Source organism: Streptomyces parvulus (assembly GCF_014648855.1).
Lineage (GTDB): Bacteria > Actinomycetota > Actinomycetes > Streptomycetales > Streptomycetaceae > Streptomyces > Streptomyces parvulus.
The window spans coordinates 190,503-212,595 of the sequence record NZ_BMRX01000013.1 but is presented as its reverse complement, the minus strand read 5'-3'; the positions used below and the strand labels follow the sequence as shown (position 1 = coordinate 212,595).

20 protein-coding genes are annotated in these 22,093 nt (G+C 72.8%); 13 read left to right on the top strand and 7 right to left on the bottom strand.

Annotation, left to right across the window (positions count from 1 at the left end):
• Positions 1–76 precede the first annotated feature (76 nt).
• Positions 77–1,231, top strand: a complete 1,155-nt coding sequence (locus IE108_RS26060) for a CapA family protein (protein WP_064730975.1) — start codon at positions 77–79, stop codon at positions 1,229–1,231.
• A 41-nt stretch (positions 1,232–1,272) separates the two neighbouring features.
• Here the strand turns inward: IE108_RS26060 and IE108_RS26055 are convergent, their stop codons facing one another.
• Entirely contained in the window at positions 1,273–2,679 is a 1,407-nt protein-coding gene (locus IE108_RS26055; RefSeq protein WP_064730976.1) for an amino acid permease, read from the bottom strand.
• A 100-nt stretch (positions 2,680–2,779) separates the two neighbouring features.
• A complete protein-coding gene (locus tag IE108_RS26050; RefSeq protein WP_064730977.1) occupies positions 2,780–3,241 on the bottom strand; it encodes a universal stress protein in 462 nt (153 codons plus the stop codon).
• A gap of 110 nt (positions 3,242–3,351) precedes the next feature.
• Here IE108_RS26050 and IE108_RS26045 point away from each other — a divergent pair, with 110 nt between their 5' ends.
• Positions 3,352–4,185 (top strand): polysaccharide deacetylase family protein, encoded by an 834-nt coding sequence (locus IE108_RS26045; RefSeq protein WP_064730978.1) that lies wholly within the window; start codon positions 3,352–3,354, stop codon positions 4,183–4,185.
• A 33-nt stretch (positions 4,186–4,218) separates the two neighbouring features.
• Here IE108_RS26045 and IE108_RS26040 read toward each other — a convergent pair whose 3' ends face one another.
• A complete protein-coding gene (locus IE108_RS26040; protein WP_064730979.1) occupies positions 4,219–4,884 on the bottom strand; it encodes a class F sortase in 666 nt (221 codons plus the stop codon).
• Positions 4,885–5,216: 332 nt separating this feature from the next.
• Between IE108_RS26040 and IE108_RS26035 the strand changes: the two genes are divergently transcribed.
• The gene (locus IE108_RS26035; RefSeq protein ID WP_064730980.1) at positions 5,217–5,711 is read left to right on the top strand and encodes a hypothetical protein; all 495 of its coding nucleotides are present in this window, start codon (positions 5,217–5,219) and stop codon (positions 5,709–5,711) included.
• Positions 5,712–5,805: 94 nt separating this feature from the next.
• Here the strand turns inward: IE108_RS26035 and IE108_RS26030 are convergent, their stop codons facing one another.
• Together IE108_RS26030 and IE108_RS26025 are read right to left on the bottom strand one after the other, a co-directional pair.
• Positions 5,806–6,330 (bottom strand): hypothetical protein, encoded by a 525-nt coding sequence (locus IE108_RS26030; protein WP_064730981.1) that lies wholly within the window; start codon positions 6,328–6,330, stop codon positions 5,806–5,808.
• Positions 6,331–6,530: 200 nt separating this feature from the next.
• The gene (locus IE108_RS26025) at positions 6,531–7,295 is read right to left on the bottom strand and encodes a bestrophin-like domain (protein WP_107420338.1); all 765 of its coding nucleotides are present in this window, start codon (positions 7,293–7,295) and stop codon (positions 6,531–6,533) included.
• Positions 7,296–7,471: 176 nt separating this feature from the next.
• Between IE108_RS26025 and IE108_RS26020 the strand changes: the two genes are divergently transcribed.
• The 4 genes from IE108_RS26020 to rmdA all read left to right on the top strand — a co-directional run bounded on the left by IE108_RS26020 (position 7,472) and on the right by rmdA (position 12,300).
• Entirely contained in the window at positions 7,472–7,813 is a 342-nt protein-coding gene (locus tag IE108_RS26020) for a hypothetical protein (protein WP_064730983.1), read from the top strand.
• 380 nt (positions 7,814–8,193) lie between these two features.
• Complete coding sequence (locus tag IE108_RS26015) at positions 8,194–9,141, top strand: SCO0930 family lipoprotein (protein ID WP_064730984.1); 948 nt, start codon at positions 8,194–8,196, stop codon at positions 9,139–9,141.
• A gap of 205 nt (positions 9,142–9,346) precedes the next feature.
• Positions 9,347–10,159 carry an SAM-dependent methyltransferase gene (locus IE108_RS26010; RefSeq protein WP_064730985.1) on the top strand — a complete coding sequence of 271 codons (813 nt, stop codon included), beginning with the start codon at positions 9,347–9,349 and terminating at the stop codon, positions 10,157–10,159.
• The gene (rmdA, locus tag IE108_RS26005) at positions 10,156–12,300 is read left to right on the top strand and encodes a cyclic Di-GMP phosphodiesterase RmdA (protein WP_064730986.1); all 2,145 of its coding nucleotides are present in this window, start codon (positions 10,156–10,158) and stop codon (positions 12,298–12,300) included. Before IE108_RS26010 ends, rmdA begins: the two co-directional genes overlap by 4 nt.
• A gap of 99 nt (positions 12,301–12,399) precedes the next feature.
• Here rmdA and IE108_RS26000 read toward each other — a convergent pair whose 3' ends face one another.
• Positions 12,400–13,284 carry a LysR family transcriptional regulator gene (locus tag IE108_RS26000; RefSeq protein WP_064730987.1) on the bottom strand — a complete coding sequence of 295 codons (885 nt, stop codon included), beginning with the start codon at positions 13,282–13,284 and terminating at the stop codon, positions 12,400–12,402.
• A 131-nt stretch (positions 13,285–13,415) separates the two neighbouring features.
• Between IE108_RS26000 and IE108_RS25995 the strand changes: the two genes are divergently transcribed.
• The 6 genes from IE108_RS25995 (at position 13,416) to IE108_RS25970 (ending at position 19,627) form a co-directional block, all read left to right on the top strand.
• Positions 13,416–14,087, top strand: coding sequence for a succinate dehydrogenase (locus tag IE108_RS25995; protein ID WP_064732067.1), 672 nt, complete (start codon positions 13,416–13,418; stop codon positions 14,085–14,087).
• Between the two features lies 1 nt (position 14,088).
• The gene (locus IE108_RS25990) at positions 14,089–16,038 is read left to right on the top strand and encodes a fumarate reductase/succinate dehydrogenase flavoprotein subunit (protein ID WP_064730988.1); all 1,950 of its coding nucleotides are present in this window, start codon (positions 14,089–14,091) and stop codon (positions 16,036–16,038) included.
• Positions 16,035–16,784 carry a succinate dehydrogenase/fumarate reductase iron-sulfur subunit gene (locus IE108_RS25985; RefSeq protein ID WP_064730989.1) on the top strand — a complete coding sequence of 250 codons (750 nt, stop codon included), beginning with the start codon at positions 16,035–16,037 and terminating at the stop codon, positions 16,782–16,784. Before IE108_RS25990 ends, IE108_RS25985 begins: the two co-directional genes overlap by 4 nt.
• Positions 16,785–16,979: 195 nt before the next feature.
• Positions 16,980–17,753 (top strand): GNAT family N-acetyltransferase, encoded by a 774-nt coding sequence (locus tag IE108_RS25980; protein ID WP_064730990.1) that lies wholly within the window; start codon positions 16,980–16,982, stop codon positions 17,751–17,753.
• Complete coding sequence (locus IE108_RS25975; RefSeq protein ID WP_064730991.1) at positions 17,750–18,595, top strand: lysophospholipid acyltransferase family protein; 846 nt, start codon at positions 17,750–17,752, stop codon at positions 18,593–18,595. The genes IE108_RS25980 and IE108_RS25975 overlap by 4 nt, the downstream gene beginning before the upstream one ends.
• Before the next feature lie 72 nt (positions 18,596–18,667).
• Positions 18,668–19,627 carry a DUF2382 domain-containing protein gene (locus IE108_RS25970; protein ID WP_064730992.1) on the top strand — a complete coding sequence of 320 codons (960 nt, stop codon included), beginning with the start codon at positions 18,668–18,670 and terminating at the stop codon, positions 19,625–19,627.
• 45 nt (positions 19,628–19,672) lie between these two features.
• On the opposite strand, the gene IE108_RS25965 is transcribed toward IE108_RS25970, so the two are convergent.
• Positions 19,673–22,018: an ATP-binding cassette domain-containing protein gene (locus tag IE108_RS25965; RefSeq protein ID WP_064730993.1), complete on the bottom strand. Its 2,346-nt coding sequence runs from the start codon at positions 22,016–22,018 to the stop codon at positions 19,673–19,675.
• Between the last annotated feature and the right edge of the window lie 75 nt (positions 22,019–22,093).

Sequence of the window (22,093 nt, the reverse complement as noted above, 5' to 3'; positions counted from 1 at the left end):
ACGCCGTGAGCCTCCTTACCTATTTGTAGGTAAATGTGACTATTCCTCGGTGTGTGCGACCCAGCGGAGTGGACGGATGATCACACGCAGTCGTCAGGTGGCCCTGGCCCTGACCGCCCTGCTCACCGCGGGCGCGGCCTGCCAGGCCCGCGACCACGAACCGCCGAAGCGACCGGCGCCGGCTCCGTCCGCCGCGGACACCGGGGCCTTCACGCTGGTCGCCTCCGGCGACGTCCTGCCGCACGACTCGATCATCGAGCGGGCGCGCTTCGACGCCGGCGGCACCGGCCACGACTTCGGCCCCATGCTGGCCGGCGCCCGCCCCGTCGTCGCGCGGGCCGGCCTGGCCCTGTGCCACATGGAGACGGTGTACGGCGCGAACGGCGACTACAGCGGCTACCCCCTCTTCAAGTCCCCGCCCGAGGTGGCCAAGGCGCTGGCCGCGACCGGCTACGACGGCTGCTCCACCGCCTCCAACCACAGCGTCGACGACGGCGCCGAGGGCATCCGCCGGACCCTGGACGCCCTCGACCGGGCCGGGGTGCGGCACGCGGGCACGGCACGCAGCGAGGCCGAGTCCCGCACCACCACGGTCCTGCGCGCGGGCCGCGCCGACGTCGCCCACCTCGCGTACACCCTGCACACCAACGGCCACCCCCTGCCCGACGGGCAGCCCTGGGCCGTCGGCATGATCGACGAGGAGCGGATCCTCGCCGACGCGCGGGCCGCCCGGAAGGCCGGCGCGGACGTCGTCGTGGTGTCCGTGCACTGGGGCACGGAGTGGCAGGACGAGCCCGACGGCGACCAGTTGGCCCTGGCCGAGAGCCTCACCGCGGCACGCACCGGCGACCGCCCCGACGTCGACCTGATCCTCGGCACCCACGCCCACGTCCCGCAGGCGTACGAGAAGGTCAACGGCACCTGGGTGGTCTACGGCATGGGCGACCAGATCGCCGGCGAGATGATCAACGACGAGGGGGCCCGCGACCCGCGCGGCAACCAGTCGACCATCGGCCGCTTCACCTTCGCCCCGCCCGCCCGGGACGGCGAACGCTGGCGGGTGACGAAGGCGGAGTTCCTTCCGCAGCTGTTCGACGTCGACGCCGGGCGGGTCGTCGACCTCAACCGGGCGCTGGAGCAGGGCGCCGAGGTGCGCGCGGTGCGCGACCGCATCCGCGAGGTCGTCCTGAGCCGCGGCGCGGCCGAGGACGGGCTCGTGATGGGCAGGTAGCCGGCCGGCGGCGGGATCGCCACCGGCCACCCGCCCGGCCTCTACCGGCGCGCCAGCTCCGACCTGCGGTACGAGTAGCCGAAGTAGACCACCAGCCCGGCCAGGAACCACACGGCGAAGCGCGCCCAGGTCTGCCACTGGAGGAACGTGATCAGCCAGATCGAGAACACGATGCCCAGCGCCGGCACGAACGGCATCCACGGGGTACGGAAGGTGCGCGGCAGGTCCGGCTGCCGGTAGCGCAGAACGATCACCGCCGCGCACACCACCACGAACGCCAGCAGGATGCCGATGTTGGTCAGCTCCGCCGCCTCGCCGATCGGCAGGAACCCGGCGATCGCCGCCGACGCGACACCGACGATCCAGGTGACCCGGGTCGGCACGTGCCGCGTCGGGTGCGTCTTGGCGAACCACTTGGGCAGCAGGCCGTCCCGCGACATGGAGAACCAGACGCGGGTGACGCCCAGCATGAACGTGAACATCACGGTGAGGATGCCGATGATGGCGCCCACCGCGATCACGTCCGCCAGCCCGCCGAGCCCCACCGACTTGAAGGCCGTCGAGAAGCCGCTCTCCGGGTCGATGTCCTTGTAGTTCTGCATGCCGGTCAGGACCAGGCAGGCCCCCACGTACAGCACCATCGAGATCACCAGGGAGTAGATGATCGCCTTCGGCATGTGGCGCTGGGCGTCCTTGGACTCCTCGGCCGCCGTCGACATCGCGTCGTAGCCGAAGACGGCGAAGAACACCGTCGCCGCACCGGTGAACGCCCCGCCGACCCCGTACGGGAAGAACGGGTTGTAGTTCGAGGTGTCGATGTGGAAGACGCCGACCGCGATCACCAGCAGCACCACCAGCACCTTCAGCACCACGACGACCATCTCGAACCGGGCCGCGTTCCGGATGCCCAGGGTGAGCAGGTAGGCGATCAGCAGGCACAGTGCGGCCGCGAACAGGTCGACCTTGTGGCCGTCGCCGGTACCGGGCGCGCCCAGCATCCAGTTCGGCAGGTCCGCGCCCATCTCGCCGACCAGGAAGCTGAAGTATCCGGAGATGCCGATCGCGACCACCGCCACGATCGCCGTGTACTCCAGCAGCAGGTCCCAGCCGATGAACCAGCCCACCAGCTCCCCGAGGACGGCGTACCCGTAGGTGTAGGCGGAGCCCGCCTTCGGGATCAGCCCGGCGAACTCGGCGTACGACAGCGCGGCCGCCGCGCTCGCGACGCCCGCGATGAGGAAGGACACCAGGACCGCGGGGCCCGCCGTGCCGTTGGCGACCGTGCCGGCCAGCGTGAAGATGCCGGCCCCGATGATGCCGCCCACGCCGATCGCGGTCAGCTGCCACAAGCCCAGCGAGCGCACCAGGCCCCCGCCGCTCTCCGTCTCCTCGATGTACTCGATGGGTTTGCGGCGGAGAACACCCTCGCCCATGCGGAACCGGGCCATGCGCCTCACCTCTTCGTGAACGGCAAACGGCTGACGGTGGATCATGATGGCGCACACCCGTCCGCTGCGGAAGCCGCGACGCACGCCGCGTCGGCAGCCGCTACGGCACCACGGTCACCGGCCAGCGCCCCGCCTTCACCAGCCGCACCGCGACGGAGCCGACGAAACGGTGGCCCGCCTGCTCGGAGGCGCCCACCACCACCGCGTCCGCCTTCAGCTGGTCGGCGGTCGCCACCAGGCCGTTGTAGGGGTCGCCGCGGAACGTGTGGAACTCCCAGCGGACGTCGAATATCCCCTTGACCCGCTCGGTCGCGTCCCGGATCTGGGCCACGAGCTCCTCGGCGATCTCGTCCGTGGTCTCCGCCACCGGCGCGCCGAGCGCCGCGCCCCCGGCCAGCATCGGCTGCACGTACACCACCGCGAGCAGCGCACCCTGGCGCCGGGCCAGGCCGCCGGCGTAGGCGGCCGCCCTCAGCGAGGAGTCGGAGCCGTCGACACCGGCGACGATGACCTTCGGCCCGTCCGTGCCCCGTTCGAACTGATGGGAGTGCTGTTCCGTCACGCGGCGAGGCTATCGGAGTCCTGGACGATCTTGGGCCGGGCGGGTGGTTCCGTACGGCCGCACCGGTGTTGTTCAGGTGCGGCGGCACGTGGCCGGGCGAGTGATGAGTCATGAAGAAGGATCAGTTGCTCTCGCGCCGGGGGCTGCTCGCCGGCGCCGCCTGCGCGGCCGCGGCCGGTACCGCCGGCGCACTCGCCGTGGGCCTCCCGGACGGCCCCGCCCGGCCGGCCGCCCCCGCTCCCGGAGCCCCGGGGCGCAGCCCGCTCAAGCCCTCCGCCTACCGTCTGCAGCCCCTGACCGGATACGGCGCGCCGGGCGCCGCACCCGGGCGGCCACCGGTCCGCAGCGAGCCGATCCTGCGCATGACCGGCCGGGGCCGCACCATGCTCCTCACCTTCGACGACGGGCCCCACCCCGACTACACGCCGGACATCCTGGACACCCTCGCCGAGTACGACGTGCGCGCGACGTTCTTCGTGTGCGGGGAGATGGCCGACTTCAACCGCGACCTGATCTCCCGGATGGCCGACGAGGGACACGTGGTCGGCAACCACACCTGGTCCCACCCCCTGCTGACCAGCCTCTCCCGGCGCCGCATCCGCTCCGAGATGGAGCGCACCAGCGAGGTCGTCGACAAGGCCTGCGGCGAGCCGCCCCGCTGGTTCCGGGCACCCTACGGCGCGTGGAACCGCAACGCCTTCCGGATCGGCGCCGACCTGGGCATGGAACCGCTGGCCTGGACCGTGGACACCCTCGACTGGACCACCCCCGGCACCCGCACCATCGTCGACCGGGTCGAGGACGGCGCCGCCCCCGGCGTCGTGGTGCTCTCGCACGACGCCGGGGGCGACCGGTCGCAGAGCGTGCGCGCCCTGCGCCGCTACCTGCCCCGGCTGCTGGACGACGGCTACCACCTCACCGTCCCGCGGCGGAGCCACGTCTGACCCCCGCCGGGCCCGCCGGGCCGGGGACCGCGCTCAGCGGACCTCGGCCAGGCGGGCGAAGGCGACGACGTTCCCGTCGTAGCCGTTCTGCTTGGAGAATCCGCCGCCGCAGGTGATGACCCGCAGTTCCGGACTCCCCTTCGAGGCGTAGACCCGGTCGCCCGGGAAGTTGTTCTTCTCGAACACCTCGATGCCGTAGATCTCGAACACCGCCGTCTTCCCGTCCTGGCGGTGCACCTCGACCCTGTTCCCCTTCTTCAGCGCCCCGAGCCCGTAGAACACGGCCGGGCCCTGCTGGTTGTCCACGTGGCCGACGACGACCGCGGTGCCCTTCTCGCCGGGGGCGACCGCGCCGGTGAACCAGCCGGCCAGGTTGGGGTCCTCGGGCGGCGGCGCGTCCACCCAGCCGTCCGCGTCCAGACCGACCGGCATGACCGGTGCGTCGACCTGGATGCCGGGGATCGCGACCCGGTCCGGCACCGAGTACGCCAGCGGGGCCAGGCCCTTGGCCGCGCCGTTCCCGCCGGCCGTGCGGGTGTCCGAGGCGGCGGCGGACGCCGGCTGCGGCGGGCCCACGTCGAACTCCCCCGAGCCGTTGCGGATGAGCGCCAGCCCGGTCAGCAGGACCAGCGCTATGACACCCCAGGGAGCGCGCCTCCTGTGCCGCTCCTCCTCTTCGGCCAACTCGGAGTCGTACATTCGCCATCCCCTCTCGACCCGGCCGTCGCCCGGTCATCCGCGCATACCAGCACGCTAAGCGCCGTGCCCGGGACCGGCGACGGGGCGGCGGCGAACGGGTGGCGGGCGGCCCCCGGCGTGAGCCATCCGGGATGCGGCCGGGCGGAAATTTCTGACGGTGCGTGACCTGCGGCGATATCCACCGGCGCGGTACCGGCCCGTCCCGCCCCGTCACCGGTACGGACCATTCCCGAAATGCGGCCCCGCGCACGGCAACTGAGGGTCTTTCTGGGAGGCGCTTTCTCGCCGATCGACCGGGAACGGGACCCGGGGCGTCTTCCGCGGAGGATCACATGCGTAACACTCGTGCCCTCGCGGCAGCCGGCGCCGCCGTCGCTGTCCTCGGACTGGCCGCCCCCACGGCCACCGCCGGCGGCGACCACAACCAGCCCAGCAACATCGTCGCCCTGCCCAGCGTCATCGCCCGCGGCGGCCAGATGACCGTCACGGTCGACGGCTGCCCGCAGGGCGGCACGATGACCTCGGACGCGTTCCGGACCACCCACCTGACCCCGGTCAGGGGGGCCAACGAGACGTCCAGGGGCACCGCCACCATCAGGGAGGACGCCCGCCCCGGCTCCTACGACATCACCGTGAACTGCTCGGGCAGGCGGCTCACCCGCCCGGCCGCCTTCACCGTCATCGGCGGTGTCCGCGGCGGCATCGGCGGCAGCAGCTCCGACGGGGCCACCTCGACGGACATCGCCATCGGCGGCGGGCTCGTCGCGGCGGCCGTCGCCGGCGGCGGCCTGTTCTGGCTGCGCCGCCGCTCCGAGCGGCGCGTCTGACGCGTTCCCGTCCGTACGCGCACGGCGTTTCGCCCCGGATCCGAGGAGGATCCGGGGCGAATGTGCGCACGGTGAGGATCGCGTGGGGAGGGGGTCAGGCGCCGTCCTCGCCCGAGCGGCGGCGCGCGAGGTGGTGGGCGACGCCCACCGAGCCCACGACGAGCGCGGCGCCGAGCCCGATCTGCTTCACGTCCAGCCCCGCGATGCTGCCGCCCTCACCGGCGTGCACGCCCTTCGGGTGGTGCGTCTCGGGGCGCTCGTGGTGCGAACCGCCCGCGATGGTCAGGTCCGCGGTGCCGGTCCTGTTCTTGCAGGCGAACGTCACCTGGTAGACCGCCCCGCGCCGGGCCTCGCGGTCGACCCGCGCCGTCGCCGAGTAGTCGTCCCGGGGGATCGTGACCGTGTCGAACACCGGCGAGGTGACCGTCACCCGTCCTCGGCAGCCCGCGTCGGTGCGGCCCACCCCCAGCGTGACCTCGCCGCCGGGAGCGACGGTCGACGGGGTGACGGTGAAGCCGAACGTCGAGCCGTGGCCGCCGACGGCTGCCCCGGCCGGCACGCAGGCGGAGAGGGCGGCGACCCCCAGCAGTGCGACCGAGGCGACGGGTATCGCGCGCATCGTGAATCCTCCGGGTCCCCGAGGAGCGGCGGCGGATCTGTTCCGCTCGCGCCAGAAACGCACCTCGATGTCCGAAACGCTAGGAAACGGCGTGCGCGGACGCGATCGCAGTCGCGCGAATGGGGCAATCGTGTGGGCCGCTCAGGGGACGGCGACGGCGTGTCGTCCACGCCCGCGCCGTCACCGTCCCCGCTCCCGGCTCAGCCCTTGACGTCGGGGAAGAGGCTCAGGAACGGATCGGTGGACGCGGCGACCCCCCGGCTGAAGGGGGCGTCGAAGTCCCAGATGAGGAAGAGCAGGAAGGCGATCAGCGCGGAGAAGATGCCGGCGAGGACCAGCTCGCGCGTCGTGCGCCGGATCTGCAGGGCGAACACCATCCCGATCGTGATGACCCCGCCCGCGATCAGCCCGAACCAGACCACCCCCGGCATCGTCGCGCCCGTCGACTGCGCACGGTTGCTGCGGGCCTGGTCCGCCGCGGCCACCTGGTCCACAAGCGGCTGGTACGCCTGGGCCTCGAAGTCGGACCGCGGCTCGTAGTCGGTGACGTCGGCGCGGACCCGGTCGAGCAGTTCGGTCCCGCGCTCGGTCACCTCGCCCCTGTCGGCCATGGACTTCCACTCCGTAGTGACGACGTGTCCGACATAGGCGTTGACATCCTCCCGGATGCGGTCACGGACGTCCGGAGGGTAGGCCCGGACGCGTTCCGAGATCTCGTGCAGCGCGACGGCCTCCGTCTGCACGTGGTCCTGGGCCGCGCTGCGCGCCTCCCAGACACCGGCGATGGCCAGGCCCAGGACGATGGCGTACACCACTCCGATCCACATCGTCATGTACTCGATGACGTCCGGGGTCTCGGTGATGTCCTCGTCGTCGGAGGCCGCGCGGTGCCGCAGGAGCGTGACGATGACCACCACGACGCAGGCGGCCAGCATCGCGAGGGTGAGAACAAGCCATTCCGGCAAGAGAGGCCTCCAGGATTCAGCGCGCACGGAGCGCGGCGACGGCGACCACCGCGGGCACCGTGATGAGCAGGACGAAGACGAGCGGCGACGTGGCCCCGCGCGTGGACCGCGGGGCCGGCCGGGCCGCGCGGTGGCGCGGATAGTGCACCGGGCTCAGCGACGGACGCGGCGCGGGCGTGGCCGACGGCGCGGGCGCCGGGGGAGGGGCCGGTCTCGGGACGGGGCTGGGCGTGGGTGCGGGTGTCGGCGTCGGCACCGGACGTACGGGGGCCGGCTGCGGCGGGGGTGGCGGCGGCGGTTCCGGTCTCGGCGCCGGCGGTGGCGGCGGTGGCTTCGGCGCGGGAGGCGGCGGAGGAGTCGGCTTCGGGGGCGGCGGCTCGGGGGTCGGCGTGGGCGTCGGCGGCGGTGTCGGCTTCGGCGGCGGCGAGGGCTTGGGGCACGGCGGGAAGCTGGGCCAGGAGGCACTGCTCCCGGCCACCGCCACCGCGTGCGTGCCGTCCGGTCCGGTCGACGCGTAGGCGCAGGCGTCCGCCCGCGCCGTGCCGACGGGCACGCCGACGAGCGTGAACGTCAGCGTCACCAGGGCCAACACCCGTCCGCCTGCGGCGGATCGGGTCGGTTCGGGTCCATGCACGACGCAGATCATGAAGCCTGGCGGGGCGGGCCACGCCCGAGTGCGCCGCGATTGCCCCGAAGGAGGGACACCGGCCGACCAGCGGTTTGACCGCCGCCGGACCGCCCGCGCGCAACCCCGCACCCGTGTACGACGCCGCGGACGGCGGCGGCCGCAAAGAATCCCGCGCCGCGTTGAACACAACCGGCACCCCCGTGCGTACCCAGTGTCGTGCGGCGGCCCAGAAGGGGGCCGCAACACCTTCGCGATGATCGGGGATTGACGATGAAGACCTCCTGGCGGAGCGCCTCACTCGTGGCGAGCGCTGCGGTGGTGCTGGCGCTGACGACGGCGTGCGGCCAGGACGGCGGCGCCCCCACCGGCAGCCAGAACGTGGGAGCCACGGCCGCGCCCGGCGACGTCGGCGACATCGGTGCGGGGGCCGGCGACGGCATCGGCAACGGTTCGGCCGCGCCCCAGGGTTCGGCGAGCGCGCCGGAGCCCGCGGGCAAGCTGTCCGTGACCGCGAACGCCGAGATCGGCGAGGTGGTCACCGACGGCGCGGGCCACACCCTGTACCGCTTCGACGCCGACACCGCCAAGCCGCCCAAGACGACCTGCGAGAACGACTGCGCCACCGCCTGGCCGCCCGTGGCCGCCGACGACGCCCTCGCCGGCGAGGGCATCGACAAGTCCCTGCTCGGCGAGGTCACCCGCCCCGACGGCACCAAGCAGCTGACGATCGGCGGCTGGCCCGCCTACCGCTACGCCAAGGACACCGCCGCCGGGGACGCCAAGGGCCAGGGCGTGGGCGGCAAGTGGTTCGCGCTCGCCGCCGACGGCAAGAAGGCCAAGGCGGCCGACCTCGCCGGGCTGTCCACCCGCGAGGACCCGAAGCTCGGCGAGATCGTCGTCGACAAGAACGGCATGACCGTCTACCGCTTCATGAAGGACGAGGCCTGGCCCAAGCCCGTGTCGGCCTGCACCGGCGACTGCCTGGAGAAGTGGCCGGTCGTGGCACCCGTCGAGGCCGACGACACCAAGGGCGTCGAGAAGAAGGGCCTGATGAGCTTCACCCGGCCCGACGGCGCCGCCCAGCAGACCATCGACTGCTGGCCGATCTACACCTTCGCCGGCGACAAGGAGGCCGGCGACACCAACGGCCAGGGTGTCGGCGGCACCTGGTACGCCGTCAAGCCCGACGGGAAGCCGGTCGGCGCGCCGAAGAAGTAGCTGGCGCGCGCACAGCGGACCGTCCCCTCCGTACCCAGGCGGAGGGGACGGTCCTGTTCGTGCGCTTTGATGTGCCTTGGTGCCGAGCATGTGCCGCAGGCAGTGACCGGGAACGGACGGTCAATTTCCGTTTGGGCTCGCTCCTTTGGCGGACGATCAGTAGCCTCTGCTCGAACACCGGACCGGCTACGCGTGGGAGAACTGGATGGAGCGTCCCGCCTGGGCACCTCGCAGCATCGACATCTCGGTGCCCAGCGTGTCCCGGATCTACGACTTCTACCTGGGCGGTTCGCACAACTTCGAGGTGGACCGGGAAGCGGCGCGCCGCGCCATGGAGTTCATGCCGGGGCTCCCCAAGGTCATGCAGGCGAACCGCGCGTTCATGCGCCGCGCGGTGCGCTTCGCGGCCGCGGAGGGCGTCGACCAGTTCCTGGACATCGGCTCCGGCATCCCGACCTTCGGCAACGTCCACGAGGTGGCCCGCGGCGCCCGCCCCGGCTCCCGCGTCGTGTACGTCGACCACGACCCGGTGGCGGTCGCCCACAGCGAGGCGGTCCTGGCCGGTGACGACGACGCCGCCGTGGTGGCCGCGGACCTCCTCAAGCCGCGGGAGATCCTGGCCAGTCCCCAGGTACGGCGGTTGATCGACCTGAATCGACCGGTCGCGCTCCTGCTGGTTGCCATACTGCACTTCGTGGAAGACGCGGACGACCCGTACGCGGCGGTGGCCGAGCTGAGCGACGCGCTCGCGCCCGGCAGCCTGCTGGTGCTCACGCACGCCTCGTACGAGGGAATCCCGCTGCCCGCCGAGCGGGCCGGGGGAGCGGTGGACGTGTACCGGGACATCCGCAATCCGCTGATCATGCGTTCGCGCGAGGACATCGCGCGGTTCTTCAAGGGGTACGACATGGTGGAACCCGGACTGGTCCCGATGCCGCGCTGGCGGCCGGAGGGCTCGCCGGAGGACGAGGACCCGTACGCGTTCTCCGGGTTCGCCGGCGTGGGACGTACGGCGTGAGGGCGGAGCCGGACGGGCCGGAGGACAGACTGCGCCGGTTCGCGACCATCTGGAGCCGGGCCGTCTTCCCGGTGACCTCGACGTCGTCCACCCGGCCCGAGTTCGAGGCCCAACTGCTGCCGCTGGCCCGCCGGCTGAGCGAGCTGCTGCGCGCCCGCGCCTTCGACGCCGCCGAGGCCCGGGCGGTCGGCGCCGCGCTCGTCGACGCCCACTGCACCGACCCCGAGGCGCTCGCCCGGACGCTCGACTGCGTCGACGCCTACCTCGTGCTCTACTGCGGCGAGGACGGCGACCCCGAGGGCCTGCGGGCCCGGTCGGCGCGGCTCCAGCACGCGATGGCCGCCGGGTACGCCGGCGCGCTGCGGGCCCGGACCCTGGCCGAGCAGGAGGCCATCGCGCAGGCCGCCCTCAAGGCGCAGGGCGTGGTGGCCGAGGCGCTGCACGCCAGCGAGGCCCGCTTCCGCGCGGTCTTCGAGGGCGCCGCCATAGGCATCGGCATCGCCGACCTGGAGGGCAACGTCCTCCAGGTCAACGACGCGCTGATGCGCATGTTCGGCATCGCCGACCCGACGCTCGGGGGCCGCAGGGCGACCGAGTGGACGCACCCCGACGACGCGCCGCAGACCTGGCGCCTCTACGACGAGCTGGTGCGCGGCGAGCGCGAGCACTACCACGTGGAGAAGGCCTTCTACCGGCCGGACGGCACCGTCCTGTGGACCAACCTGACCGTCTCGCTGCTGCGGGACGCCGACGGCACCCCGCAGTACCAGCTGGCGCTGATGGAGGACACCACGGAGCGCCGGCTGCTCAACCTGCGGCTGCGCTACGAGGCCACGCACGACGCGCTCACCGGCCTGCCCAACCGGAGCTTCTTCTTCGAACGGCTGGAGAAGGCCCTGAACGCGGGGCCCGGGCAGCGCTTCGGCCTGTGCTATCTCGACCTCGACGGGTTCAAGACCGTCAACGACAGCCTCGGCCACGCGGCCGGCGACCGGCTCCTGGTGGAGGTCGCCGACCGGCTCCAGGCCTGCGCCACGGCGCCGGGCGAGATGGTCGCCCGGCTGGGCGGCGACGAGTTCGTCGCCCTGACCACCGGCCCGGACACCCGGCACGAGGTCGACGAACTGGCCGGCCGCATCATGAACGCGCTGCTCGCCCCGATCAGCGTCGACGGCCGGGAGCTGACCGTGCGCGGCAGCATCGGCATCGTCGAGGGCCCGGCCGGCGAACGCAGCCCCGCGGAAGTGCTGCGCAGTGCCGACATCACGATGTACCGGGCGAAGTCGGCGGGCGGCAACCGCTTCGAGCTGGCCGACCCGGAGGCCGACGCGCGCGTCATCACCCGGCACGGGCTGACCACCGCGCTGCCGGCCGCCCTGGAGCGCGGCGAGTTCTTCATCGAGTACCAGCCGCTCGTCCACCTCGGCGACGGCAGCGTGCGCGGCGCCGAGGCGCTGGTGCGCTGGCTGCACCCGCAGCACGGGGTGCTCGGCCCGGACCGCTTCATCCCGCTCGCCGAGCACACCGGGCTCATCGTCCCGCTGGGCCGCTGGGTCCTGGAGCAGTCCGTACGCCAGGCCCGCGCCTGGCGGGAGCGGTACGGCGAGACGACCGCGGCCGGCCCGCTGCGCATCAACGTCAACCTCTCGCCCTGCCAGCTCACCCACCCGGGCCTGGTGCAGGACACCGTCGAGATTCTGGAGCGGGCCGGGGTCGCGCCCGACGCGCTGTGCCTGGAGGTGACGGAGTCGGCGCTCATCGGAGCCGACGACGACCTGCTCAAGCCGCTGCGCCGGCTGGCCGAGATGGGCGTCGACATCGCCCTGGACGACTTCGGCACCGGCTACTCCAACCTCGCCAACCTGCGCCGGCTGCCGGTCAGCGTCCTCAAGCTGGACCGCTCGTTCACCCAGAGCATGCAGCGGTTCCCCGCCGACCCCGTCGACCTCAAGATCGTCGAGGGCATCGTGGCCCTGGCCCACAGCCTCGACCTCGCGGTCACCGTGGAGGGCGTGGAGACCGGCGCCCAGGCGGAGCAGCTGCGGATACTGGGCTGCGACACGGCCCAGGGCTGGTACTACGCCCGCCCCGGCCCCCCGGACCGATTGCACGACCTGGCCCTGGTGGACGCGACGGCCTAGCGCCCCGAAGGGGCGCGGGGAACTGCGCGACCAGCCACAACGCACCCGCAGCCCCGGACGGCGCCGACCACCAACGGCGCCCCGGGGCCGGCCCCGCGCTCACCGTTCGAGCAGCATCCGCTGCAACTCCCGGGCCGCCCGCGGCGGAGCCACATCGCTGCGGTGCGCCAGCGCGATGGTCCGGTGCAGGCCGGGCCGGGCCAGCGGCGTCACCCGCAGCCCGCGGCCGGAGCGGGCCGCCACCATCCGGGGCACCACCGCCATCCCCAGCCCGGCCCGGACGAAGCCCAGCACCGCGTCCATCTCCCCGCCCTCCACCGCGAAGTCCGGTTCGAACCCGGCGGAGCGGCACGCGGCCACCGTCAGCTCCCGCAGGTCGTAGCCGTGCCGGAACATGACCAGGCGCTCGCCCTCCAGGTCGGCGATGTCCACGGTCCGGCGTCCGCCGCCCGGCCGGGCGGACTCCGGGGACGACACCACGACCAGGTCCTCCCGCAGCAGCTCGACCGTGGTCAGCGACGGCGACGCGGTGGGCAGCGGCAGGACGACCAGCGCGAGGTCGAGCGCCCCGCGTGCCAGCTCGCGGACCAGGTCGTGCGAGCCGCCCTCCTCGATCAGCAGCTGGATGCCGGGATAGCGGTCGTGGAAGGCGCGGAGCACGTCGGGGAGCAGGCCCGTGCACAGGCTCGGCGTGGCGCCCAGCCGGACCCGGCCGCGACGCAGCTGCACCAGCTCCAGCACCTCGTGCCGCGCGGTATCCGCGTCCGCCAGGATCCGGCGCGCCAGCGGCAGCAGCGCCTCCCCGGCGTCGGTGAGGCTGATGTTGCCGCGGGCCCGCAGGAACAGGTCCGCGCCCAGCTCCCGCTCCAGCGCCTTGATCTGCTGGGACAGCGACGGCTGTGCCACGTGGACCTCCTCCGCGGCGCGCGTGAAGTGCCGCGTCTCCGCGACCGCCACGAAGTACCGGAGCTGTTGCAACTGCATACGGCGAGCATACGTCGTCGATAGGCGTGCCCTATGGAAACCAGGCACACCATGTCTTGGACCGATGGGCGGCGCTCCCCGTAACGTCCTGTGACATGGCTCTGGCAACGCGGACGGACCGACGGCCGTCCCTGGCGCGCACCGTGTGGGACTCGACCGTCGGCAAGAAGACAGTGATGGCGGTCAGCGGTTTCGTCATGCTGCTCTACCTGGTCGCCCACATGATCGGGAACCTGAAGATCTTCTTCGGCCCCGAGGAGATCAACCACTACGCGCACTGGCTGCGCACGGTGGGCGAACCGTTCATGCACTACGAGTGGACGCTCTGGCTGATCCGCGTCGTCCTCGTGGTCGCCGTCGTCGCCCACGCGACCTCCGCCTACCAGCTGAGCCGCCGCGACATCAGGGCGCGCCCCACCAAGTACGCGAACAGGAAGGCGGGCCGGAGTTTCGCCACCCGCACGATGCGCTGGGGCGGCGTCATCCTCGGCCTCTTCATCGTCTGGCACATCCTGGACCTGACGACCGGCACCGTGCACCCGGGCGGCTACGAGCACCTGCACCCGTACCAGAACATCATCGACACGTTCTCCACCTGGTACGGCAACGTCGTCTACATCGTCGCCGTGGTCGCCCTCGGCTTCCACGTCCGGCACGGCCTGTGGAGCGCCGCCCAGACCCTCGGCGTCGGCAGCCGCAGCCGCGACCGCGCCCTGAAGACCGTCGCGAACGTCCTCGCGCTGCTGCTCACGGCCGGCTTCGTCGCCGTACCCGTGGGCGTCATGACCGGAGTGGTGAGCTGACATGACAACCTACGCCGACTACACGACCGGCGATCCGGTCGCCGACACCAAGGCCCCGTCCGGGCCGGTCAACGAGCGCTGGGACACGCGCCGCTTCGAGGCGAAGCTCGTCAACCCGGCCAACCGGCGCAAGCAGACCGTCATCGTCGTGGGCACCGGCCTCGCGGGCGGCTCCGCCGGGGCGACCCTCGCCGAACAGGGCTACCGCGTCGTGCAGTTCTGCTACCAGGACTCCCCGCGCCGGGCGCACTCCATCGCCGCGCAGGGCGGCATCAACGCCGCGAAGAACTACCGCAACGACGGCGACTCCGTCCACCGGCTGTTCTACGACACCGTCAAGGGCGGCGACTTCCGCTCCCGCGAGTCCAACGTGCACCGGCTGGCGCAGATCTCCGTCGAGATCATCGACCAGTGCGTGGCCCAGGGCGTGCCGTTCGCCCGCGAGTACGGCGGCCTCCTCGACACCCGCTCCTTCGGCGGCGTCCAGGTCTCCCGCACCTTCTACGCGCGCGGCCAGACCGGCCAGCAGCTGCTGCTCGGCGCCTACCAGGCGCTCAGCAGGCAGATCGCGGCCGGCAACATCGAGATGCACCCGCGCACCGAGATGCTCGACCTGGTCGTCGTGGACGGCCGGGCGCGCGGCATCGTCGCCCGCGACCTGATCACCGGGAAGATCGACACCTACTTCGCGGACGCCGTCGTCCTGGCCACCGGCGGCTACGGGAACGTCTTCTACCTGTCGACCAACGCCATGAACTCCAACGCCACCGCCGTGTGGCGGGCGCACCGGCGCGGCGCCTGGTTCGCCAACCCGTGCTTCACCCAGATCCACCCCACCTGCATCCCGCGCACCGGCGACCACCAGTCCAAGCTGACGCTGATGAGCGAGTCGCTGCGCAACGACGGCCGGATCTGGGTGCCGAAGGCCAAGGGCGACGACCGGCCGCCGAACGAGATCCCCGAGGGCGAGCGCGACTACTACCTGGAGCGCATCTACCCCTCCTTCGGCAACCTCGTCCCCCGCGACATCGCCTCCCGCGCCGCGAAGAACGTCTGCGACGAGGGCAGGGGCGTCGGCCCCGGCGGCCAGGGCGTGTACCTGGACTTCGCGGACGCGATCGAGCGGATGGGGCGCAAGGCGGTCGAGGCCAAGTACGGCAACCTCTTCGACATGTACCAGCGGATCACCGACGAGGACCCGTACCGGGTGCCGATGCGGATCTACCCCGCGGTGCACTACACGATGGGCGGTCTGTGGGTGGACTACGACCTCCAGACCACCGTCCCGGGCCTGTTCGCGATCGGCGAGGCGAACTTCTCCGACCACGGGGCCAACCGGCTCGGCGCCTCCGCGCTCATGCAGGGCCTGGCGGACGGCTACTTCGTCCTCCCGGCCACCATCAACGACTACCTCGCCCGCAACCCGCACAAGGACGAGGTGGACGACGACCACCCGGCCGTGCAGGAGGTGGTCGCCGAGACCGAGGACCGGCTGAACCTGCTCCTGTCGGTGGACGGCGACCGCACCCCGGACTCCTTCCACCGCGAACTGGGCGAGCTGATGTGGGAGTTCTGCGGCATGGCCCGCACCGACTCCGGACTGCGCAAGGCGCTGGAGCGCATCCCGCAGATCCGCGAGGAGTTCTGGCGGCGGATCAAGGTCCCGGGCACCGGCGAGGAGTTCAACCAGTCCCTGGAGAAGGCCAACCGGGTCGTCGACTACCTTGAGCTCGCCGAGCTGATGTGCCTCGACGCGCTGCACCGCTCCGAGTCCTGCGGCGGCCACTTCCGCGAGGAGTCCCAGACCCCCGACGGCGAGGCGGCCCGCCGGGACGACGAGTTCGGCTACGCCGCCGCCTGGGAGTTCACCGGCACCGGCGACGCGCCCACCCTGCACAAGGAAGACCTGGTCTTCGAGTACGTCCACCCCACCCAGCGGAGCTACGCATGAGGCTCACCCTGCGCGTCTGGCGGCAGAAGAACGCCGACGCCGACGGCGCCATGTCCACCTACGAGGTGGACGGGATCTCCCGCGACATGTCCTTCCTGGAGATGCTCGACACCCTCAACGAGGAGCTGATCCTCAAGGGTGAGGACCCCGTCGCCTTCGACCACGACTGCCGCGAGGGCATCTGCGGCGCCTGCTCGCTGGTCATCAACGGCGACGCGCACGGACCGGAGCGCACCACCACCTGCCAGCTGCACATGCGGTCCTTCCGCGACGGCGACACGATCGACATCGAGCCGTGGCGGGCGTCCGCCTTCCCCGTCGTCAAGGACCTGGTCGTCGACCGGTCCGCCTTCGACCGGATCATCCAGGCCGGGGGCTACATCACCGCGCCGACCGGGGCCGCCCCGGAGGCCCATGCCGCTCCGGTGCCCAAGCCGGACGCCGACCTCGCCTTCGAGCACGCCGAGTGCATCGGGTGCGGCGCGTGCGTCGCGGCGTGCCCCAACGGAGCGGCGATGCTGTTCACGTCCGCGAAGGTGAACCACCTGAACGTGCTGCCGCAGGGGGCGCCCGAGCGGGAGACGCGGGTGCTGGACATGGTCGGGCAGATGGACGAGGAGGGCTTCGGCGGGTGCACGCTCGCCGGCGAGTGCGCCACCGCCTGCCCCAAGGGCATCCCGCTGATGTCCATCACCAGCATGAACAAGGAGTGGCTGCGGGCCACCCGCAAGGCGGGCAGGCGCTAGGGCTGGCCCTAGCCCGACGAACGTTCGCCGTCAGGTGCGGACGGGCGGGGCCGGGGGAGGTGCTCCCTCCGGCCCCGTCTCGCTGGGCGCCCGGCATTCAGCAAGCGCACATCCGCTCTCCCGGCACTTGTCACGCGCAGTACAGCCGGCGTCGGAAGAACTGTGGCGGACCCGCACCGCGACAGGAGAGCACCCATGACCGGCGTACTGACCGCAGACCGTCCTCCCAAGCCCGCCGCACCCCACCGCTACACGGTGTCCCTCGCCCGCGACGAGGACGACGTACGGGCCGCGCAGCGGCTGCGGCACGATGTCTTCGCCGGGGAGATGGGCGCGCTGCTGGCGAGCCCGCAGCCCGGGTACGACGTCGACCCCTTCGACGCGTACTGCGACCACCTGCTCGTGCGCGAGGAGACGACCGGGCAGGTCGTCGGCACCTACCGGCTGCTGCCCCCGGAGCGCGCGGCGGTCGCCGGACGGCTGTACGCCGAGGGCGAGTTCGACCTCACGGCGCTCGACGCGATCCGCCCCTCGCTGGTCGAGGTCGGCCGCTCCTGCGTGCACCCCGCGCACCGGGACGGCGCCGTCATCGGCCTCATCTGGGCCGGCATAGCCCGCTACATGACCGACCGGGGCCACGAGTGGCTGGCGGGCTGCTGCTCACTCCCCCTCGCCGACGGCGGCGCGCTCGCCGCCGGCACCTGGGACCGGGTGCGCGGCAAGCACCTGGCGCCCGAGGAGTACCGGGTGCGGCCGCTGCTGCCGTGGATCCCGCGCGCGGCGGCGCCCGCCGGCCGCACCGAGCTGCCCGCGCTGCTGCGGGGCTACCTGCGCCTGGGCGCCTGGGTCTGCGGGGAGCCCGCGCACGACGTGGACTTCGGCGTCGCCGACCTGTACGTGCTGCTGCCGATGAGCCGGGTCGACCCGCGCTATCTGCGGCACTTCCTCTCGCTCGTCCCCGCCCGGTGAGCGCCTGGCTGCCGGTCGCGCCCTGCACGCCCGCGACCTGCGTGGAGCCGTCCCGGGCCGCGGTGGCGGCGCCCCGCGCCGTGCTCCGGCTCGCGGCGGTGGCCGTCCTGCTCCTCGCGGCGGTCGCGGTCGTGCTGACGCCGGTCCGCCGGAGGGTGCCGGCCGCCGTCGTGGCCCACTGGTCCCGGTGGGTCGTGCGGGCCGCGGGGGTCCGGGTGCGGGTCACCGGCGCCGCCCCGCCCGCCGGCGGTCTGCTCCTCGTCGCCAACCACGTCTCCTGGCTGGACATCCCGCTGCTGGCCGCCGTGCGCCCCGCCAGGATGCTCGCCAAGAAGGAGATACGGCACTGGCCGGTCGCGGGCGCGCTGGCCGCGCGGGGCGGCGTGCTGTTCATCGAGCGCGACCGGCTGCGGGCGCTGCCCGACACGGTCGCCGCCCTCGCGCTGGCCCTGCGCACCGGTGCCGCCGTCGCCGCGTTCCCGGAGGGCAGCACCTGGTGCGGACGAGCCCACGGCGCCTACCGCCGGGCAGTCTTCCAGGCGGCGCTCGACGCGGAGGTGCCGGTCCAGCCGGTGCGCCTGCGGTACCGGGCGCGGGAGCGGGAGGTGAGCACGGCGGCGGCGTTCGTCGGCGCCGACACCCTGCTCGCCTCGGTGTGGCGGGTGGCCTCGGCGCGCGGGCTGACCGCCGAGGTGGAGGTGTGCCCCGTCGTCCCCGCGGGCCGCCACCCCGACCGCCGTTCCCTGGCGGAGGCGGCCGAGGCGGCCCGCTGGACGCCGCCGCCCGGGGTTCCGCACGGTCACCAGGGGAAAGCACCTTCGAAAAGTATGTGTGTTTTGTGAGGTATGCGCCGTTTCCGTACCGCTGGATGCGGACAACCGGAAGGCAGGCACTCGAAAGGAGGGTGATGGCAGATGATCACCCGTGAAGAGATCGCCAACGTCCTGGACCAACCGGTCTACGACGGGGACGGCAACAAGATCGGCGATGCCAAGCATGTCTTCTTCGACGACATGACGGGGCGTCCCGAGTGGGTGAGCGTCAAGACGGGCATGTTCGGCTCCGGCGAGTCCTTCGTGCCCATTCGCGACGCCGCGCTGGTGCAGGACCACCTCGAGGTTCCCTACGGCAAGGACCAGGTCAAGGGCGCGCCCAGTGTCGACGTCGACGCGGGCGGCCATCTGTCGGAGACCGAGGAACACCGGCTCTACGACTACTACGGCATCAACTGGGACAGCGTGCTCTCGGAGGCCGAGCGGACCGACGACGGCCGCTGGGCGGCCGGCCCCGGACCGGCGGGCACGGCCGGCGCGGGGGGCGCCGCGGGCCTGGCCGGTACGGCCGGTGACAGGGACATGGACCGCGACACGGACATGGACCGGGACACGGCCCTGGGCACCGGAACCGACATGCGCACCGGTGCGGGCGGAATGGCCGGGCGTCAGGACGCCCCGGACCGCATGGGCCTGCGCGAGGACGAGGCCATGACCCGCTCCGAGGAGCAGATGCACGTCGGCGTCGAACGGCGTGAGTCGGGCCGCGCCAGGCTGCGCAAGTACGTGGTCACCGAGGAGGTGCAGCAGACCGTCCCCGTCAAGCACGAGGAGGTCCGCGTGGTGCGCGAGCCGATCACGGACGCGAACCGCGGCGACGCGCTCTCCGGGCCGGAGATCAGCGAGGCCGAGCACGAGATCACGCTGCACGCCGAACGCCCCGTCGTGGAGACCGAGACGGTGCCGGTCGAGCGCGTCCGGATGACCATGGAGGAGCACACCGAGAACGAGACGGTGCGCGGCCAGGTCCGCAAGGAGCGCATCGAGGCCGAGACCGAGTCCTTCGACGAGGACGACCTCCCGCCCCGGGGACGCGAGTGACCGCGTCCCGCCGTCACCGCGGGACCGAGCGCCGGTGAGGACGTCTCACCGGCGCGTCCCGCCGCCCAGGGCCCGTTCCAGATAGGGCGCGGTGGCGCTTCCGCTCGCACGCGCCACCTCCCCCGGCGGGCCCGCGGCGACGATCCGCCCGCCGGCGTCACCGCCGCCCGGACCGAGGTCGATCACGTGGTCGGCGCCGGCCACCACGGACATGTCGTGCTCGACGACGACCACCGTGTGCCCGGCGTCCACCAGGCCGTGCAACTGGCGCATCAACACCTCGACATCGGCCGGATGCAGCCCGGTCGTGGGCTCGTCGAGGAGGTACAGGGTGTGGCTGCGGCGGCCCCGCTGGAGTTCGCTCGCGAGCTTGATGCGCTGCGCCTCCCCGCCGGACAGCTCGGTGGCCGGCTGCCCGAGCCGCAGGTACCCGAGCCCCACGTCGAGGAGGGCCGCCAGGCTGCGCGCCACCGCGGGCGTGTCCGCGAAGAACTCCGCGGCCTCCTCCACCGTGAGGTCGAGGACCCCGGCGATGTTCCGTCCCCGGTACGCCACTTCGAGCGTCCCGGGGTTGTAGCGCGCCCCGCCGCAGTCGGGGCACGGCGCGTAGGTGCTCGGCAGGAACAGCAGCTCGACGCTGACGAACCCCTCGCCCTGGCAGGTCTCGCAGCGACCGCCGGGCACGTTGAAGGAGAAGCGGCCGACGCCGTACCCGCGCTCGCGGGCCTCGTCCGTGGCGGCGAAGACCTTGCGCACGACGTCGAACAGGCCCGTGTAGGTCGCCAGATTGGAGCGCGGGGTGCGCCCGATGGGCCGCTGGTCGACGGAGACCAGCCGCCCCACTCCGGGCAGGTCCCCGGTGATCTCGCCCACGAGCGTCGACTTCCCCGACCCGGAGACGCCCGTCACCGCCGTGAGCACCCCGAGCGGGAACTCCGCGCGCACCCCGCGCAGGTTGTGCCGGGACACCGGACCGACCGTCACCCGGTCGCGGGGAGTCCTGACCCGGCGCGCGGGGGCGGGGGAGCGGTCGAAGAGGTGGCGGGCGGTCGCGGAGCCGGCGACCTCGGCGAGGCCGGCCACCGGGCCGCTGTACAGCACGCGCCCGCCGTGCTCGCCGGCCAGCGGGCCGACGTCGACGATCCAGTCGGCGCCGCGCATCACCTCCAGGTGGTGCTCGACCACGAACACCGAGTTGCCGGCCGCCTTCAGCCGCGCCAGCACCGTCAGCAGCGCCTCGGTGTCCGCCGGGTGCAGTCCCGCCGAGGGCTCGTCGAGGACGTACACCACCCCGAACAGCCCGGAGCGCAGCTGCGTCGCCAACCGCAGCCGCTGCAGCTCGCCCGCCGACAGGGTGGGCGTGGAGCGGTCCAGGCTCAGATAGCCGAGGCCCAGTTCGACGACGGGCGTGATGCGGGAGACGAGGTCCCCGGTGAGCACCTTCGCCGTCTCGCCGTCGGCCGGCAGCAGCCCGGCCAGCTCGGTGAGCGGCAGCGCGGCCAGTTCGGCGATGGTCCGGCCGCCGACCGTCACCGCAAGGGACTCGGGGCGCAGCCTGCCGCCGCCGCAGACGGGGCAGGGAGCACTGGTGAGGAAGCGCTCCGCCTTCGCGCGCAGCGTCGCGCTCCTGGAGTCGGAGAAGGTCTTCATCACGTACCGCCGCGCACTCGTGTACGTGCCCTGGTACGGCCGCTGGATGCGGCCCGCGTCGCGCACCGGGTGCACCGTGACCACCGGTTGCTCGTCGGTGAACAGGATCCACTCCCGCTCGGCGGCCGGCAGCTCGCGCCAGGGCCGGTCCACGTCGTGGCCGAGCGCGTCGAGGACGTCCCGCAGGTTCTTGCCCTGCCAGGCGCCCGGCCACGCGGCGATCGCGCCGTCCCTGATCGACAGCGCCGGATCGGGCACCAGCAGCTCCTCGGTCGTGCGGTGCACCCGGCCGAGCCCGTGGCACTCGGGGCAGGCCCCGGCCGCCGTGTTGGGCGAGAAGGCGTCGGAGTCCAGTCGCCTGGCGCCCGGCGGGTAGTCGCCCGCCCGCGAGAAGAGCATCCGCAGGGAGTTGGAGAGGTTCGTGACGGTGCCCACCGAGGAGCGGGAGGTCGGTGCGGCGCGGCGCTGCTGGAGCGACACCGCGGGAGGCAGCCCCGTGATCTCGCCGACCTTCGGCGCGCCGACCTGGTGGATCAGCCGGCGCGCGTAGGGCGCGACGGACTCGAAGTAGCGGCGCTGCGCCTCCGCGTAGACCGTTCCGAACGCCAGCGACGACTTTCCGGAGCCGGAGACGCCGGTGAAGACGGCGACCACGTCCCGGGGGACGTCCACGTCCACGCCCTTGAGGTTGTGCTCGCGGGCGTCGCGCACCCGGACGTAGGGATCGTGGGGGCTGTGCATCGCGGGGAACTCCGTACGGTCTTCGGTCGCGGCGGGGAACGGTCGGCCACGGCGGGGAAGCGGGGACAAACCCCG

Coding starts and splice junctions, on each gene's coding strand:
- IE108_RS26060 (WP_064730975.1), top strand. CDS start 77: ATGATCACACGCAGTCGTCAGGTGGCCCTGGCCCTGACCGCCCTGCTC.
- IE108_RS26045 (WP_064730978.1), top strand. CDS start 3,352: ATGAAGAAGGATCAGTTGCTCTCGCGCCGGGGGCTGCTCGCCGGCGCC.
- IE108_RS26015 (WP_064730984.1), top strand. CDS start 8,194: ATGAAGACCTCCTGGCGGAGCGCCTCACTCGTGGCGAGCGCTGCGGTG.
- IE108_RS25980 (WP_064730990.1), top strand. CDS start 16,980: ATGACCGGCGTACTGACCGCAGACCGTCCTCCCAAGCCCGCCGCACCC.
- IE108_RS25990 (WP_064730988.1), top strand. CDS start 14,089: ATGACAACCTACGCCGACTACACGACCGGCGATCCGGTCGCCGACACC.
- IE108_RS26000 (WP_064730987.1), bottom strand. CDS start 13,284: ATGCAGTTGCAACAGCTCCGGTACTTCGTGGCGGTCGCGGAGACGCGG.
- IE108_RS26040 (WP_064730979.1), bottom strand. CDS start 4,884: ATGTACGACTCCGAGTTGGCCGAAGAGGAGGAGCGGCACAGGAGGCGC.
- IE108_RS26055 (WP_064730976.1), bottom strand. CDS start 2,679: ATGGCCCGGTTCCGCATGGGCGAGGGTGTTCTCCGCCGCAAACCCATC.
- IE108_RS26030 (WP_064730981.1), bottom strand. CDS start 6,330: ATGCGCGCGATACCCGTCGCCTCGGTCGCACTGCTGGGGGTCGCCGCC.
- IE108_RS25985 (WP_064730989.1), top strand. CDS start 16,035: ATGAGGCTCACCCTGCGCGTCTGGCGGCAGAAGAACGCCGACGCCGAC.
- IE108_RS26010 (WP_064730985.1), top strand. CDS start 9,347: ATGGAGCGTCCCGCCTGGGCACCTCGCAGCATCGACATCTCGGTGCCC.
- IE108_RS25970 (WP_064730992.1), top strand. CDS start 18,668: ATGATCACCCGTGAAGAGATCGCCAACGTCCTGGACCAACCGGTCTAC.
- IE108_RS25965 (WP_064730993.1), bottom strand. CDS start 22,018: ATGCACAGCCCCCACGATCCCTACGTCCGGGTGCGCGACGCCCGCGAG.
- IE108_RS26035 (WP_064730980.1), top strand. CDS start 5,217: ATGCGTAACACTCGTGCCCTCGCGGCAGCCGGCGCCGCCGTCGCTGTC.